This is a genomic window from Kitasatospora sp. NPDC004614 (assembly GCF_042873675.1).
Lineage (GTDB): Bacteria > Actinomycetota > Actinomycetes > Streptomycetales > Streptomycetaceae > Kitasatospora.
On the sequence record NZ_JBIALR010000003.1, the window covers coordinates 137896 to 152641 of the forward strand.

At 67.3% G+C, this 14746-nt stretch carries 13 protein-coding genes and 3 pseudogenes; 4 read left to right on the top strand and 12 right to left on the bottom strand.

The window, feature by feature from the left end; genetic code table 11:
* Nucleotides 1-64 precede the first annotated feature (64 nt).
* Together ACFYST_RS10085 and ACFYST_RS10090 are read right to left on the bottom strand one after the other, a co-directional pair.
* Complete coding sequence (locus tag ACFYST_RS10085) at nt 65-4519, bottom strand: hypothetical protein (RefSeq protein WP_387861201.1); 4455 nt, start codon at nt 4517-4519, stop codon at nt 65-67.
* An 8-nt stretch (nt 4520-4527) separates the two neighbouring features.
* Nucleotides 4528-5085, bottom strand: a complete 558-nt coding sequence (locus ACFYST_RS10090; RefSeq protein WP_387861203.1) for a hypothetical protein — start codon at nt 5083-5085, stop codon at nt 4528-4530.
* Nucleotides 5086-5309: 224 nt separating this feature from the next.
* Between ACFYST_RS10090 and ACFYST_RS10095 the strand changes: the two genes are divergently transcribed.
* Nucleotides 5310-5702: a hypothetical protein gene (locus ACFYST_RS10095; protein ID WP_387861204.1), complete on the top strand. Its 393-nt coding sequence runs from the start codon at nt 5310-5312 to the stop codon at nt 5700-5702.
* Nucleotides 5703-5730: 28 nt separating this feature from the next.
* Here the strand turns inward: ACFYST_RS10095 and ACFYST_RS10100 are convergent, their stop codons facing one another.
* The 3 genes and pseudogenes from ACFYST_RS10100 to ACFYST_RS10110 all read right to left on the bottom strand — a co-directional run.
* Nucleotides 5731-6618 (bottom strand): abortive infection family protein, encoded by an 888-nt coding sequence (locus ACFYST_RS10100; RefSeq protein WP_387861570.1) that lies wholly within the window; start codon nt 6616-6618, stop codon nt 5731-5733.
* 120 nt (nt 6619-6738) lie between these two features.
* Nucleotides 6739-7614: pseudogene (locus ACFYST_RS10105) on the bottom strand (NAD(P)-binding domain-containing protein); the annotation flags it as partial.
* Between the two features lie 71 nt (nt 7615-7685).
* Nucleotides 7686-8372, bottom strand: a pseudogene (locus tag ACFYST_RS10110) (arsenic resistance protein); the annotation flags it as partial.
* A 99-nt stretch (nt 8373-8471) separates the two neighbouring features.
* Here ACFYST_RS10110 and ACFYST_RS10115 point away from each other — a divergent pair.
* Nucleotides 8472-9143 (top strand): hypothetical protein, encoded by a 672-nt coding sequence (locus tag ACFYST_RS10115; RefSeq protein WP_387861205.1) that lies wholly within the window; start codon nt 8472-8474, stop codon nt 9141-9143.
* Nucleotides 9144-9194: 51 nt separating this feature from the next.
* Here the strand turns inward: ACFYST_RS10115 and ACFYST_RS10120 are convergent, their stop codons facing one another.
* Complete coding sequence (locus ACFYST_RS10120; protein ID WP_387861572.1) at nt 9195-9563, bottom strand: transposase family protein; 369 nt, start codon at nt 9561-9563, stop codon at nt 9195-9197.
* Nucleotides 9564-9722: 159 nt separating this feature from the next.
* Between ACFYST_RS10120 and ACFYST_RS10125 the strand changes: the two are divergent.
* Nucleotides 9723-9881, top strand: a pseudogene (locus ACFYST_RS10125) (IS630 family transposase); the annotation flags it as partial.
* Between the two features lie 480 nt (nt 9882-10361).
* On the opposite strand, the gene ACFYST_RS10130 reads toward ACFYST_RS10125, so the two are convergent.
* The 5 genes from ACFYST_RS10130 to ACFYST_RS10150 all read right to left on the bottom strand — a co-directional run bounded on the left by ACFYST_RS10130 (nt 10362) and on the right by ACFYST_RS10150 (nt 13432).
* A complete protein-coding gene (locus tag ACFYST_RS10130) occupies nt 10362-11486 on the bottom strand; it encodes a radical SAM/SPASM domain-containing protein (RefSeq protein WP_387861207.1) in 1125 nt (374 codons plus the stop codon).
* A gap of 263 nt (nt 11487-11749) precedes the next feature.
* The gene (locus ACFYST_RS10135) at nt 11750-12010 is read right to left on the bottom strand and encodes a transposase (protein WP_387861209.1); all 261 of its coding nucleotides are present in this window, start codon (nt 12008-12010) and stop codon (nt 11750-11752) included.
* A 552-nt stretch (nt 12011-12562) separates the two neighbouring features.
* Complete coding sequence (locus tag ACFYST_RS10140) at nt 12563-12787, bottom strand: hypothetical protein (protein WP_387861210.1); 225 nt, start codon at nt 12785-12787, stop codon at nt 12563-12565.
* On the bottom strand, nt 12772-12966 hold the full coding sequence (locus ACFYST_RS10145; RefSeq protein ID WP_387861212.1) for a nuclear transport factor 2 family protein: 195 nt from the start codon (nt 12964-12966) through the stop codon (nt 12772-12774). The genes ACFYST_RS10140 and ACFYST_RS10145 overlap by 16 nt, the downstream gene beginning before the upstream one ends.
* A 265-nt stretch (nt 12967-13231) precedes the next feature.
* The gene (locus ACFYST_RS10150) at nt 13232-13432 is read right to left on the bottom strand and encodes a hypothetical protein (RefSeq protein WP_387861573.1); all 201 of its coding nucleotides are present in this window, start codon (nt 13430-13432) and stop codon (nt 13232-13234) included.
* Here ACFYST_RS10150 and ACFYST_RS10155 point away from each other — a divergent pair.
* Nucleotides 13431-13751 carry a TetR-like C-terminal domain-containing protein gene (locus tag ACFYST_RS10155; protein WP_387861214.1) on the top strand — a complete coding sequence of 107 codons (321 nt, stop codon included), beginning with the start codon at nt 13431-13433 and terminating at the stop codon, nt 13749-13751. The two genes, ACFYST_RS10150 and ACFYST_RS10155, sit on opposite strands and share 2 nt — an antisense overlap.
* Before the next feature lie 11 nt (nt 13752-13762).
* On the opposite strand, the gene ACFYST_RS10160 is transcribed toward ACFYST_RS10155, so the two are convergent.
* Nucleotides 13763-14101, bottom strand: a complete 339-nt coding sequence (locus ACFYST_RS10160; protein WP_387861215.1) for a hypothetical protein — start codon at nt 14099-14101, stop codon at nt 13763-13765.
* Between the last annotated feature and the right edge of the window lie 645 nt (nt 14102-14746).

Sequence of the window (14746 nt, forward strand, 5' to 3'; positions counted from 1 at the left end):
CCGGTGGGGCCAGCCTGCCTCCCAACGCCGACCACATACCTGACCTGCAAAAGGGAATCGCTTCTTACCCCACCCGCACCCCGTCCACATGGGTCCGTGCGGGGTCCAGGCATCTGGCGGCCTGGGTCACCACCTGCTGGAGAGTGGGGATGAGCTCCTCGCCCAGGGCGTAGACCAGGGTCTGCGCCGCGTGTTCGAGTGCCGCCATGATCACGTGCCAGCCGCATTCGGCGGCGCGGCGCACGAGCGCGGGCAGGCGCTCCGGGGCGACAAATGGGGCCATCCGCAGCATCGACGAGAAGCACTCCACACTGAAGACGGTCTCGTCGAAGTCCAGGCCGGGGACCCCGGGGCCGGGCGCGGCCGCCTCCAGTTCGTCCAACAGGTCCCGGCTGGCGAAGTTCTCGGCAAGGACGAGCATGGCGCGACGACGCTGATCGCCTTCGGCTTCGGAGGCGATCCGCCAGGCGTCCTCGAACAACTGCTCCGACATGGCGTCGGAGGTGAGGAACGCCAGATTGGTCGCCACCTTGACGAGGTGCCAGGGCTCGGGCTCGGGGCCGAGGGTCTTGAAAGCGCCGGCTACGGCAGCGTCCGGGTCGGGCTGAAAGGGCGCCAGCCTGACGCGCGCGACGGCCCGGTAGACCGGTACGTCGATCAGCTCAGTGAGCCTCCACGCTTCCTCGGCATCGATCTCGGCCATCACCGGAAGGATCTGGCACAGTGCGACGGCAGTGTAGTGACGGTTTCCACTCCCCACCGCCCGTTCCACCTGCCGCAGCACCCCCGGGCGGAACTCCTGCGCGTCGTGCTTGGTGCTCCGGTTTCTGATGGAGAGGGCGACAGTCTGCGGCAGGGCATCCGCGAAGAGCCCGGGAAAGAGTGCTGCCGCATCCTCTTCCGCCAATAGCCGCCGGGCCAGTTCCGGATCCTCGGGGCAGACGACCGCCGCAAACTCCGCGGTGGTCCGGCAGCGGGGGTCCCACAGCGCTCTCAACTGAGAGGTCCTCAACGGATCGTCGTGCCCCAGCACCCACTCGTGTACGGGGACCTCGGCAAGGGCAACCCCGGCCGCTGCCCGCAGGGAGCCCGCCGCCGGATGTCCGGCGCGCGCTGCAAGCACGGAGATCTGGGCAAGGCCCACGGCCCGCTCGGCGGGGTCCAGGAGGCGCTCCAGGTGGGCTGCCGCCGCTACCGGGTCGGTGGGTGTGCAGCCGGCGAGGAAGCGCAACGCACGCCCCCAGCCGGCGGTGGTGAGGCGCGGCCCCGGCGGGGGCTGAACACCGGAATAGAAGTCGTTGACCGTCGAATACCACCTCTTGTCGGCGTTTTCGACGAAGCTGTTCCACACAACATGCACGTAGGCGACCTGATCAAGAAGCCAGTTGTGAAAAGCACGTTCACCGCTGGGGGGCTGCCAGCCACTGAGCTCGTAGCCCGGGCCGGTGGCGGTGACGGCTTCGCGGCCGAGACGTTTGTCAACCGGATGGCCGACGATCTCGCCCAGAATCGCCTCGGCCCGCGTCGGCTCGGTGTCAAGGAGAGCGAGGCCGACACGGGCCATCAACGAGGCCCGGTCGACGTTCCGTTCAGGCCACCTGATACCGAACGGCGTCCAGGAGGGTGCTTCTCGGGCGATACGCAGAGCCCGCTCCGGCTGCCAGTCGGCCAGCGCGCGCACGATGTCGAGCGAACCATCTGCCGCGTGACCAAACATGTCCGGAGTCTCACGCACCGCTACCAGCGCCTCTTCCGCCAAGGCGAGAGCGCGGTCCACCAGGGCCTCGGCCTCTTCATGACGGCCCGCCCCGCGATGCAGCAGCGCCAGTCGGCAGAGCCCCTCGATGACAGCCGGCCGCTTCAGCCCCTCAAGGGCCGCCTCTCCTCGCCGCAGCGCCGCCTGCGCCAGTTGAGGGTGGCCGAGCTCCTGCCAGCAGCGGGAGACCGGTTCCCACAGCGAGGAGTCGCTCTCCTCCAATGCCTCCAGCACCTGGACGGAGAAATCCGCCGCTACCCCATGGAGCACCTCAACCACCGCGCACCACTGGCTCTCCAACGGTTCCGATAGCCCCGTCTCGGCCTGCGACTCATGACGGCTGCTTCGGGCAGCGTTCCAGGCCTCGAACCGGAGCTCCAAGAGCCGCAACCAGTACGCGAATTCCTGGCGGTCGCGCGGAAACGCCAGGCGCGCCATGGCTTCCAAGGTCCGCCACACGCCGTGGCTGTCCCAGGCATGATCCAGCGGCCGCGACGGCACGGGCTCCGCCGCGGTCAGCAGTGCGGCAGCTTGGCGCAGCAGGCCAACAGCGAAGACCTCGTCCCGCTGCGCCAGTTCCAGAAGTACGAGTGGGGCATGTGAACCGCATTCCATGGCCAGACGGCATGCGTCGGGGAGCGGCGCGCGCCGCGCGACAGCCGCCAGTGCCCTCTCCCGCGTCCCCGGGTCGCTGTTGGGCGGGAAGGGGATCTCCTCGAACAACCGCAGCAGCTCGGCCATGTCCTCAGTGGGCAGAACAGCGGCCAGTTCGACCACAAGCTGCGCAGCCGGAACGGTCACGGCTTCGGGTTGTGACATCAACTCCCGGGCCAACGCCAGCAGCCGTGGCGTGCCTAGGCGACTACGATGCGCTTCCCGCTCCTGCTCACTCGCCCGAGCGTAGATGCGGAGCAGGCCGTGCCACTGATCCTGCACCGGGACGATCGTCTCAAGTTGGTCCAGCGCATGGTCGACCTGGCCGAGAGCCGCCATCAGCTCCAGGGCGTGGGGAGCCAGCGCGCCATCCCTCCGCTGCAGGTGGGCGCGGAGTGTACCGGTGAGGAAGGCGGTCCCCACGGCCCCGAGCAGGTCCCCGGGTTGGGCCGGGAACTCGTCGGCAAGGTTCAGCAGGTCATGGAAGGCTCGGTCACCGCCGGTAGCGCGGCGAAGGGCTTGGCGGTACCCCTCGCAGGCCAGCTCACGCACCTGATGGGCTGCGCTCGCGTCCCGCAGCACCAGATGCGAGGGCAGGTGCGCGAGGCCGTACTCGTCCATCACCGCCCAGTCAGCCTCCGCCCAGGAGGGCGCTTGAGCGCGGTAGTGCCGCACGATCCGGCCGTGCCAGTGCGGGCAGTCGACGGCATCCTCGGCCAGCGGCTCGGCGGCCTGCGCCGAGCCGAGGTACTCGGAGAACGAGGAATGGAACCACTGGACCCCCGCAGGCCCGTTGTCCAGCAGGGAGGCAAACCGGTTGAGGACGTTCAGTGCGTCGCTGCGGGAGACCTGCAGACCCGCCAGGCGGAACAGCGCCATCGACGGCAGTGGAGCACGCGCCACGGTCAGGAGGGCGAGGATCGGTTGGCCGACGCCCTCCCACGCGGGCACCCGGCCCACTCCATCCGCGTTCGCCGCCGGCAGGAAGGTACCCAGGCGCTCAACCCGGCTGCGCACCACGCCCACCAGGAACCGGTACAGGCTCTGCAAACTGTCCGGGACCTCGCTCAGCGTCAGCAACCGCACCAGAGCATCGTCGTCGGGAGCGGCAGCCTGGTCCATCACCGCTCGGGCGTAGGCGACGAGGTAGGCGAAGTTGCCGCGTGACCGGTCTGCCAGTTCGAGAGCGAATCCCTCCACGTCGAGTCCATGACGGGCCAATGCCCCGGCCGTCCGCGGTTCCGCGAACGTCGCCGCGAGATAGGCCCGCGCGTCCGCGTGCACCCGTGGGTCAAGGGGGTCGATCCGGACTTCACGCACGCCGCCGGACCGACTGTGGCGAAGGCGGTCCAGGGTGCGGTGGGGGCGGGAGGCGACCACGAACCGAACATTGGCCGGCAACTGCGGGCCATGCACCAGCCAGTCGAGCAGCCCGCCGTGGTGGTTGTCGGCGACCTCGTCCACCGCGTCGAGGACTACCACGATGCGGTCTTCGGGGGCGGTTGCCGCGAGGACCGTCGCCGGGCCGAACAACGCGAGCCAGGCGAGGTTGTCCGGGTGCAGGAGTCTGGGTTCCACCGTGATCCGGCCTGCTCGGACGGCGGTCATCTCGCCGTCCAACCGGTCGGCTCGCTGCCGTACCGAGACCGCTGTCCGCAGGAACGGAGAGGCTACAAAGTCGTCGACGGAAAGACCGACCATGCGCCCGCCGGGGCCGACCTCCCCGCTGACCTGCTCGATCTCGATGGCCAGCCGCTGCGGGTCAAACAACTCAGGGCGCTGGAAAGCCAGTTGATGTCCAACGGCCAACAGGAAGCCTTCCAGGTCGCCACCATGAAGAGCCGACCGGCTCCCGGCGCGAAGGAAGTGGCACACCCACCCGGGGTGCGCCTGGGCCAGCTGCGCCACAAGTCCGCTCTTTCCGGCCCCGGTTGCCGCCTCCACCACGATCCATTGCTCGTCGCCGGAGACCGCTTGCTCCACCAGGTCGGCCAGCCAGGCACGGTGAACAAAGTACGGGTCGTCCACGTACTGGGAGATCACCGCCGACGTGGCCGGCTCCCCTGGAATCGCTGTTCGGTTCCAGCCGTCGTCCGCTGCGGCGGTCATGTTTCGGCTCAGCCCTGGATGTCGTCGAGGTCCACGCCGATCACTTCGGCTCCCGAGCCGACGTGCTCGGTGTCGGTTCTGACCCGCAACTGTGCGCCACCGGACAGCTTCTTGGCTCGGACTGCTGTCAATCTCCCTTCGACCTCCCGGGCCACCGCCTCAACATCGATGGTGGAGCCGGTCTTGCCGCGCGACTCGCCACGAAACGCGATCCGCTGCCCATAGAGAAGCTCCAGCAGGCCCCGCAGTGCTTCTACTTGGTCCCGCAGCGCGGCATCCCGAGGGTCGGCTGCCAACTCGCCGTGGACGTAGGGCGTCAGGACAGTGCGCAGTCCCTCCAGCGCCGCCGCGTTCCGTTCGACCACCGCCGATTCCACCGACGCTGCAGCCAACTGGCTGCCCAGCACCGGGTCCTGAGCGGCCTCCAGCTCCAGCGCCTCCGACCGGCGGGCCGCCCGGCGCTCCCGGGCACGGTCAAGGATCCCACCGGCCCTGTCATAGAGGAATTTGATGCCCTCGGTGAGCGTCACGCTGCTCAGCAAGGCAAGGCTCAACGGATCCGCCATCCCCACCCCTTGGTCCCTGCACGGCTACAGCCGCGCACACCTTGTCCACAGGATGCCCAAACTGCCGCCACTATGCTTACCACATCGGATCCCGGTGGCGGATCCACCAGGCATCAACTCAGCCCTGTCGTGATCCTGGCCGCCCCGGCGAGGCAGCCGTTGACGAGGCACGAGCGGTACTGGATCTACTCGAGCCGGCCGGAGCCCTTCTCAGCCATCGACGGATGGAAAACGAAGTCGGGCAGCCCCCAGGTCGCCGCAGCCGCGTGGGTCGCCAGTTCCGCGCCCTTGCCCGGATCAGTGTCAGGCGGCAGGGGCAGCGCGTCGGGGATGTGGCGGATGCAGACGCCGGCCGGGTCTCCATGATCAGGGTGACCTCGGCGCCGCCGTTCACCGGGCGCCACGTCGTTTGGGGCTGCGGGTCGTCCATGGGGCCATTGGACACCGAGGCGATGACATCGGGCGGAGCCGAGGCGGCGCTGGGCATCGGCGCCCCAGTGTCAGGCCCGAGCACCTTGATCTACTCGACGGTCGGCGTCTTCCCGGACCTGGTCCTCCTTCCCGCGCTCGCGGTGATCCTGCTCGTGCCCGTGCTCAAACTCGCCCGTCACAGCTGATCCCGGGTGCAGGCCCCGACGAACGCGGTCACGCCCCGGCAGGCCCCGGCTGCGAGGGAGGTCTGGAAGCGGTCCGACGCCAGGGAGCGGCGGGGTCGCGGAGGGTGTCGAGCATCAGCTCGCACCAGGTGATCGCCGCGTTGGCCGCAAGGTGTGCGTGCCGCACACCCAGACCGGTCGGGGCGCTGGCCTGGCCGTGGCCGGTGCCGTAGCCGCGGTTGCGCAGTTCGGCGATCCCGATCGCGATGGCCGCCGCTCCACCAAGGATCTTCTTCACCGCGTCGGTCCCGTCCGGGCCGGGGATGGCGGCGGAGGCGTCCAGAGCGAGGGCTTTCTGGGCCTGCTTGATCAGGGCGGGCATCTTGGCGTTCTCGTCGATGGGTAAGCCGCGTTCGCGCAGGACTGTCTTTGCGGTGGCCTCGATCAGCTGCTTGGCACTGCCGATGGCGCCGGCGGGGTCGTCTGAGAGGTCGCGGTGGACGCGGTCGAGCTCGACGAGGATGCCCGAAGGGTCGCGGAGGCCGCTCAGGTCGTGGGTGCGAGTCGGCGGCCTGGTCCAAAGGATCCGGCCTCGTTCGTCGACTCTCAGGCCGTCCCGCTCCAGCGGGACTGTGAGGTCCTCCAGCCACTTGCCCTGCCACTCGTCACGCCGGGCGACCCGCATCAGGTCCTCGAAGACCAGCAGCGCCCGTTCCACGTGGCCCCGGTCGCTCCAGTTGACCGCCTGGGCGTAGGACTGGAACGAGGAGCGTCGTGCGCCCGTGTCCTGGTAGTTCAGCTCGTCCGGGGCGACGGGCGCGAAGCCCTGCCCTTCCCAGGCCGCTGCGATGTCTCGGAGGTTGATGCCGGTGCAGTGCGATCGGAAGGCGACCCGGGTGGCGGGGCTGATCAGCTCGGACCTGGTGGTTGCGGCCATGAAGGGACGGTACTCCCCTGCTCCGCAGGGTGGTTGGGGACTTTCCGGGATCGGCACAGAGCCGCTGCACGGGTGCTGGTCACGGTGTGATCGAGCGGATCTGTTCGACGGCGGTGCGAGCGGTGCGGCCACGCCGATGAGGGTGGCGGAGGCAGGGCCGGTCCAGCCGCCGTAGCCGAGCAGGTCGATACGCGGGCCGGCGAGGGCGGGTGCCGTCGGTGGGGATGCGGCCGGCCAGCAAGGCCAGCGTCCCGGGCGGCGCGCACCGGTGGGGTGGCGACGATGTCGCCCAGATCGGAGATCTGCGGACCGCCGCCCCGGACGCGGCAGGTCGCGATCTCGAACAGGGCTCGGCCGTCGATCTCGTCGGGCAGGAATCGCGGTGGACGCAGAGTGGTCCAGCGGACCGCGGCGGCGTAGCCGGTGAGGTCGGCGGCGATCTGCGCCCCGAAGTTCCCGCCGCCCACCACGATGACGCACTGTCCGGCGAAGTCGGCGGCAGTGCGGTAGCCGTGGGTGTGGGGCTGGCGCCCGGTGAACAGCTCCTGTCCGAGGACAGCAGGGACGAGGGGCCGCGACCAGGTGCCGGTGGCCATGATCAGCGCCCGGGTGTGCCAGGTGCCGGAGCTGGTGCGGGCCAGCAGGCCGCGGTCGGCGGTCGGCGATCTCCTCGGCTGCCTCGACTGCCTCGACGGTGAACGGGCAGCTCGTACCGCTTCTCGTACTCGGCCAGGTACGCGGTGACGTGTTCGGCGTCCGGATAGGTCCGCTCGGCCTGCTGCGGCATCGGGCGGCCGGGCAGTGAGGATAGGCGGCCGGGGAGAGCAGGCGCAGGCTGTCCCAGTAGTGCTGCCAGGCCCCGCCCGCAGCGGCGGAGGCATCCAGGTCGAGCTTCGCGCGGCGCAGGTAGTAGCCCACAGCAAGTCCGACCTGCCCGCCACCGACGACCAGGACGTCCGTACAGTGCTCGGTGGTCGGGGTGTGCCTGTTCTGCATGGACGGTCCTTCCGGCTGCGGGACGCGAGCCGCCGCGCAGGTCGGGGCGCGGCAGCTTCGGCAGCGGGTGGTCAGGCAGACGGGGCGGTGCGGAACTTCTTGCGCCAGGCGAGGGAGACGTACACCAGGGCGATCAGTACCGGGACCTCGATGAGCGGGCCGACGACGCCCGCCAAGGCTTGGCCGGAGGTGACGCCGAAGGTGCCGATGGCGACGGCGATGGCGAGTTCGAAGTTGTTGCCGGCGGCGGTGAACGCGAGGGTGGCGGTGCGGTCGTAGGTCAGGCCCACGCCCTTGCCGAGGGCGAAGGTGCCGAACCACATGAGGGCGAAGTAGGCGAGCAGCGGCAGGGCAATGCGGGCGGCGTCCAGTGGCTGCAAGGTGATCGTCTTCTCCTGGAGGGCGAAGAGGGTGACGATGGTGAACAGCAGGCCGTACAGCGCCCAGGGGCCGATGCGCGGAAGCAGGTCGGCCTCGTAGCGTTCGCGGCCGAGCTTCTTCTCCCCGATCCGGCGGGTCAGGAAGCCGACGATCAGCGGGATGCCGAGGAAGACGACGACGTTGAGGGCGATCTTCCCCATGGAGACGTCGAGGTGCTCGCCCTCGCCCAGGCCCAGCCAGCCAGGCAGGCAGCCAGGCAGCCAGGCAGCATCAAGGTAGAACCAGCCGAGCACGCCGAACATGACGACCTGGAACACCGAGTTCAGGGCCACCAGGATGGTGGCGGCCTCGCGGTCGCCGCATGCCAGGTCGTTCCAGCGCCTGAAGGGCGGGTCGGCTACGATCAGGCCACACCATCCACACCACTCCCCCACGGCAGGTACGGTCCCATCGACCAGCTAGCCACCCTCTGGGGGATGTTGAACGTGCGCCGAACCACCAGCATCGTGCTGCTCCTCGCAGCAACTGCTCTGACCGCCTGCGACCCAGCCGCCACCAGTACGAGCAGCGGCTCGACCACGCCCGCCGCAGCACCCCCGCCCGTATCCCAGACCGCAGCCCCAGCCACCTCGCCCGCCGAAGTACTATCGGCCAGCCAGGCGCAGGCGAAGACCGCCGACCTCCCCGACTTCACCGGCATGGGCCTGCAAGCCGCACAGGACAAGGCCCAAACCGCCGGCTTCTTCGGCCTAAAGTCGCACGATGCGCTGGGTAGGTCTCGTAACCAGATCCTGGACCGCGACTGGAAGGTGTGCTCGCAGTCACCGGCCGCCGGCCAGCAGCCGACCAGCACGGTGGTGGACATGGCGGCGGTGAAACTCGACGAGCAATGCCCGGCCGCGGATCAGGGCGCAGCGACGATGAAGGCGGGGGCGTCGATGCCGGACGTGAAGGGGAAGGCGGTGTCGGCGGTGCGGGACATGCTGCCGCGGAACGTGTCGTTGTCGTCGAAGGACGCGTTGCAGTCGCGGATGATCGTGGTGGAGTCGAACTGGCAGGTGTGTTCGCAGGATCCGGCGGCGGGTGCGGCGTTGAACGGGCAGCCGGTGGTGTTGAAGGTCGTCAAGTTCGGCGAGTCCTGCCCCTGACCCCGGGCATGCGTGTGCCCCGCCGCGAGCAGCGGGGCACACGTGTTGTTGCTACTGGGCAGGCCTCTGGTCGTCCGGGTGGCGGCCGGTCTGGTCGTTGAGCAGGCCCGTACCGGCGGCGAGCGCGTCGAACACCGAGTGGACCACGACGTTGGCGAACTCCTCGGTTGTGGAGCTTCCGCAACCCCAGTACCGGCCGTGACGGAACGTCAGGCCGGTGATCTGCTCGACGAAGGTCCGCTTCCCGCACTCGACCTCGTCGCAGAGGAACCGACGGACCCGCAGGTGCAGGACCAGTTCCCGGCCGGAGACCGCAGCGTCGGCGACCCGCCGCTCGTAGCCACTGTGAACACGCTCGGACCAGGTCTCACAGCTCGGGCGCGTCGCGCCGGCCGGCCTCCCTCGGGCATGAACACGCACCAAGCGGCCGACCGCCCTGACCAACTCGACGCGCAGCAGCGCGAACTGAGGGAACAGGACCGCCAGAAGATCACCAATAGGCACCCGCCATGATCACCGCCCACGGCGGCCCATGTACAGCTTTCACGGAACCCGCGCCAGAGCCAGCTTTTCATGGCCGCCGAACAGGGCCGGCCCGACCGGCTCCCGGCGACCTACACGCGCACCCACGGCGTCGCCTACTTCCACGGCTGCTACTCGGTCGGCGACGACACCCTGTGGGGTGTCAACCGGCGCCGCAAGGGCGCCCTGAACACCCCGGCGGCGCTCAGCGCGATGATCACAATGCTCGGCCACCAACAGATTCGAATCGGCACCCTATTAGCGTCGAGCGCACTGGCGAAAATTATCGCCTCTCCTGAAATAGGCCAGGCACACGCAGATCCATCCAGCCCAAGAGTTACATTAACTGGAATAGCTAGCTGCGCACCCCTTGGCGGCTCCGCCACAGACTACTGGACCCCCGCGCACATGCGGATGGCCGCGATCGCAACCCAGGAGCTCCAAGGGGTGGACCTGACTTCAGAAATTCAGGTCCCGCATCAGCCGTCCTCACATGCTCACACCTCGGAACCGACAAAACACTAACTTGGACGGCTTCAACATCACCGACCCCGCCCTTTGTTGGAGTCCAGATCACGAACCTTCCGAGCGTATCTGGCTGAACTATGCAAGACTCCTTCGGCCAGCAATTTTATCGGTGAACCGAGACGCCTCATTCCATGGAGTATCGGCGTTCGAACCAATTGACACGAGCTACTAGCTTTCCACGTCCGGGCCACAGTTGGGCGTGCAGCTTTGCGGACACTCAGGGTCTACGATCTCAATTTCCACCCCTTCCACGTCCGGGCCACAGTTGGGCGTGCAGCTTTGCGGACACTCAGGGTCTACGATCTCAATTTCCACCCTTTCCACGTCCGGGCCACAGTTGGGCGTGCAGCTTTGCGGGCACTCAGGAAGATTTTCACCTTCATCCGGAGACTGGGGCTCGTCACCACTGCCCGGCTCGCCTTCGACAGCGTGACCGTCCCTGGCCCGCCCCGCCGCGCGCTTGGGCAGCCACACCGTTTCATGGATTATCGCGCGGATATCCCTTAGTGCAATGCTGTGCACGATGCTAGCCAACGTGGTTTCAAGCACGTTTCCGACTTGCCACTGACGCGCCATCACACATGGAAACGCCTTACCATCAGGAGCGATGCAAAGCCGCCCGGCCCAGCAGTGGCCACACAACTCCGACATATTCGATGGTCTCGACCCCAGGTCCTCGCCTCGCCCAAAAGCACGTACGTACGACGATCGGACGCGCCGCACGCCAAGGCGAGTGAGGAAGCGCTTCGTATTTTCAATATCTGACAGCTCCTGATTAATGCAGAGCACCGCGGCACGGGTCTCGATACCATTTTCGATAAGACGTTTGAGATTTCCAATGGTTCGAGCGTGACTCGCTCTGTTCCTGGTCACAGCTCCATGCAGCTCGGGATTTTCGGAATAAACCGACGTCGCGAAGTGGATTTTAGCACTGCGAGCGAACTGCAAAGTCTTCTCGTCCAGATGAGTGAGGTTGGTAAATACCTCAATGAACTCAAACCCGATCTCCTTCGACGCCTCAAGCAAGCGCTGAAAGTCGGGGTTGAGCATCGGTTCGCCGCCAATGAACTGCATCTTACGGCAGCCCAGGGCATATGCTTGAGTCATTACCGACAAATAGTCGTCGGCCGTCAATCGATCGCTATCTCCAGTTTGTGGGCCCGACTCCGTGTAGCAGTGAACGCACTGTAGATTGCAGCGGTTTGTCAACTCCAGCCACAAGAAATCCAGGCCCACATCGACCGGCTTGCGTTCGCGTCGAATGGGCACCTCAGAAGGATTTTCGGTCTTCATGACATACCACCGTCCCTAAAATTCCCTGCCTTGCATCGCCTTGTCGGGGCTAGTTTTTGCATCCATACCGTGCATGAGCCGGAATAGCACTCGCTGGTCGCGAACTTCGTCCACCCGAGCGTGCAGTTCACGCATTCGGGGGCACTCGAGCCAGGAGACGCACCCAACCAGCCCCTACGAGACGTGGGTCGCGCTTGGTGGCAAGTCACCACTGACAGTGACTCGGCGATTCTGTGCTATTGAACTTGAATTCGTGATGCCGGTCAGCCGTCCGTGATCAGTCCTGTGCCGACCAGGCAGCCGTCGACCAACTCCGAGCGGTACTGGATCTGTTTGAGCCTCCGCTTGACGGCCCGGGTGATCTGGCCGAGGTCGGCTGCGGCGAGGTTGCCGATGTCGCGCTTGACCAGCGACCGGATGCCCTCCTGTGGATTCAAATCCGGTGAGTAGCGCGGTAGTTGGAAGACGGTGAGCCACTCTGCGTGGTCGGCGATGAACTGGCGCATCGGTTCGGCCAGGTGCATGCGCAGGTTGTCCCGGACGAGCACGATCGGGCCGCCGAGCTGGATGTGCGCTCTGACCAGCAGGTCGCGCAGGTCGCGCCAGCCGATGCCCTTCGGCTCGCCCTTGCGGCCCCGGTACTCGCGTACGGAGTAGAACAGCGGGAGTGAGGAGCCGGCTCGATGTCGTGGTCTCCGCTCAGCGCTTCTCGCCGTGCCTCATCGTCATCACCGCCGCATGTGCACCGGTTGTGAAATGATCTTCCTTGAGAGCTACGTTTCCGCAGGTCAGAGGCATGTTCGATCAGAACTACGACCTGTAGGACCCCCTCTGACCTGCGGAAACACAGTTCGATCTCTCAACGTTTCCGCAGGCCGGAGCCCCTCCTGACCTGCGGAAACGCTGCTTCCGAACCCACCGAAACGGCGGCACTGTCGATTCAGCCGGGGCAGCGAGGGCGCGCGGCGGTGTCTTCGGGCTCGTGAGTGACCAACGGCGCCGGTGCGCCGAGTGTGCGGCTCAGGGCCTCGGTGCGGTTTGGGCTGTTACGGATTGATCCGGGGCCGGCAGCGTGGTCAGGACCCGGCAGGGGTCCAGTCGGCGGGCAGGCCGGACTGGGCGAGGACTGCGTTCAGGCTGTAAAAGTCCTGGTCGGAGGTGATCTGTCGGCCGTTGGTGTCGAGCAGGGTCGCCACCGGCACCGCGAAGGACTTGGGTGCGCCCTTGATGTGGCCAGCGTGGACGCTCTCGATGGCGATGCGGGCACCACAGTGCGAGGCGTGGTTCACGGTGACCTGCACGTTCTCGATCCCGGGTCGGTACGGGCCTTCCAGCCGGAGAACTGCTCGCGGCCGGTCATGGTGACGTCGATGCCCTGGTCGGTGTAGGTGGCGTTCGGGGTGAACAGGGCGCCCAGGGCGGTCGGGTCGGTGCCGTTCCAGGCGGCTGCCCAGGCGGCGACGATCCGGTCGAGGTTCATGGCAGTGCCTTTCAACAGGTGGTTTGGTGACAGGGGTTCAGGGGGTGAGTGACGGTTCCGGGTTTCGGGCCTGCAGCGCCTGTGCGGCCTGGGCACGCGGAAACTCTGGGGCGAGCCTCAGCGGCGTCGGAGCCTTGGGCAATGAGGGAGGCCACGCGGACCGTTGCGTGGGCGGGCAGGCGGGACACGATGGACGGCCGGGACGATCGCACGCATGCGTAATTGCCTTGTGACTCAAGCCTCATGGCGTGGTGGAGGGCGCGGGTCAGGCGTCAGGGGTGGCGGTGAGGGGGCACATGATCCGAGGACGGCGGGCTCGGCGATCACTGGTTCGGATCGGAAACGATGACGACTTGCCGGCGACCGTGCGGGATTCGGCGAGCGCCAGCGCCGCGCCTGCCTCGGCCAGCGGGAACTGGGCGGCGATCTGCGGGGTGAGAGCCCCGTCGGCCAGCAGTTGCAGTATGGACTTCGCGGACCGGCACCCCGGCCGCTACCGCACAATGTTCGGCGGGGCGCGGATGCCCAACCTGGGCAGCAGCTCGGTGACCGAACGCGACGTTTCATCGTTGGGCGGGGAGAGCCTGACACTGCTCGCCGACGCTCTCGACAGCTGCGTCCGCGCGGGCTGCGCAACCAGCAGCGACCCGGCCGCCGACGCCGTTGCCCTGTGGCTCGGCCTGCACGGGCTCGCCCACCAGCGGCTGGTGACCGTCGCCTTCCCCTGGCCGGCGGACATCGCCGAACGACTCATCACCACGCTCGCCCACCTGAACAACGCGTAGCCGCAGGGCAGTCAGGCCGCAGCGGGCGCCAACTCGGTGCCCATCCCGGCATTCAGGCGGCAGCGTCCGCCGTTCATTCGGACCGCGCCGAAGATCGGCTGGGGGAAGTGGGCGCCCAGCAGCAGGATGCCAGTGTTCGCCAGGAAGTACGTCGAATCGCCGTCATCGATCCGCCCCAGGCTCGAAGCGGAAGCCGTACGGCACGGCAGGTTCCCGGCGTCGACTTCTCCACCCATGTCCTCTACCGGGCCGCCGGGCACACCCCCGCCGATCTGGCCGGACGCACGACCTGGCAGTAGGCGGACAGCCGCGACTGACCGCCCGACACAACCGGTGAACACCCGCACCACCGACAGGAAGCACCTTCATGATCAAGGATCTCGCCCAGCAGACCGCCTTGGTCAGTAGAACGACGTGGCACCTTCACGATCTGTAGCGCCGCGTCGCGCCACGTGGTGGGCAGCCGGCTCCGGCATCGTGGGGCCTCCGCTCGACGCTTCTCACTACATCTCATCGTCGTCGCCGCCGCGTGTGCACCGGCTGTGAAACGATCTTCTGCGAGACCCACACTCCCCTAGGCCAGAGGCATGTTCGATTAGAATTACGACCTGTAGGACACCCTCTGACCTGTGGAAACTCAGCCTGATCTCTCCTCGCTTCGGCAGGTCAGCGACTTGATGACCTGCCGAAACACCTACGTGAAGGCTGGCGTCGAACGCTCATGGGCCAGTTCGGCGCCCCAGCTCATGGCAGAGACGATCGAGGCGGTAGCCGATCCAGCCCCCTGGCCACTACAGCTGCCAGCGCAGCCTGGGCTTGCCCGGCGCTGCTGTAGCAGGCCGGCGACATGCATGCCCCACTGCCAAACCATAGTTCACTCGATTGAGTCAAAAGGATCGGCGTACATCTACCCGGCTCGGCACGTCGGCCAAAATCATTCGAACGAGCAACTTTCGTGATGAGGCCCAGGGAATTATCGTTCCCTTGCCCCGTGA

What these genes read in the sequence shown, in the direction of transcription:
- ACFYST_RS10085 (WP_387861201.1), bottom strand. Translation starts at nt 4,519, where the DNA reads ATGACCGCCGCAGCGGACGACGGCTGGAACCGAACAGCGATTCCAGGG.
- ACFYST_RS10090 (WP_387861203.1), bottom strand. Translation starts at nt 5,085, where the DNA reads ATGGCGGATCCGTTGAGCCTTGCCTTGCTGAGCAGCGTGACGCTCACC.
- ACFYST_RS10095 (WP_387861204.1), top strand. Translation starts at nt 5,310, where the DNA reads ATGGAAAACGAAGTCGGGCAGCCCCCAGGTCGCCGCAGCCGCGTGGGT.
- ACFYST_RS10100 (WP_387861570.1), bottom strand. Translation starts at nt 6,618, where the DNA reads ATGGCCGCAACCACCAGGTCCGAGCTGATCAGCCCCGCCACCCGGGTC.
- ACFYST_RS10115 (WP_387861205.1), top strand. Translation starts at nt 8,472, where the DNA reads ATGTTGAACGTGCGCCGAACCACCAGCATCGTGCTGCTCCTCGCAGCA.
- ACFYST_RS10130 (WP_387861207.1), bottom strand. Translation starts at nt 11,486, where the DNA reads ATGAAGACCGAAAATCCTTCTGAGGTGCCCATTCGACGCGAACGCAAG.
- ACFYST_RS10135 (WP_387861209.1), bottom strand. Translation starts at nt 12,010, where the DNA reads ATGCACCTGGCCGAACCGATGCGCCAGTTCATCGCCGACCACGCAGAG.
- ACFYST_RS10145 (WP_387861212.1), bottom strand. Translation starts at nt 12,966, where the DNA reads ATGAACCTCGACCGGATCGTCGCCGCCTGGGCAGCCGCCTGGAACGGC.
- ACFYST_RS10155 (WP_387861214.1), top strand. Translation starts at nt 13,431, where the DNA reads ATGGACTTCGCGGACCGGCACCCCGGCCGCTACCGCACAATGTTCGGC.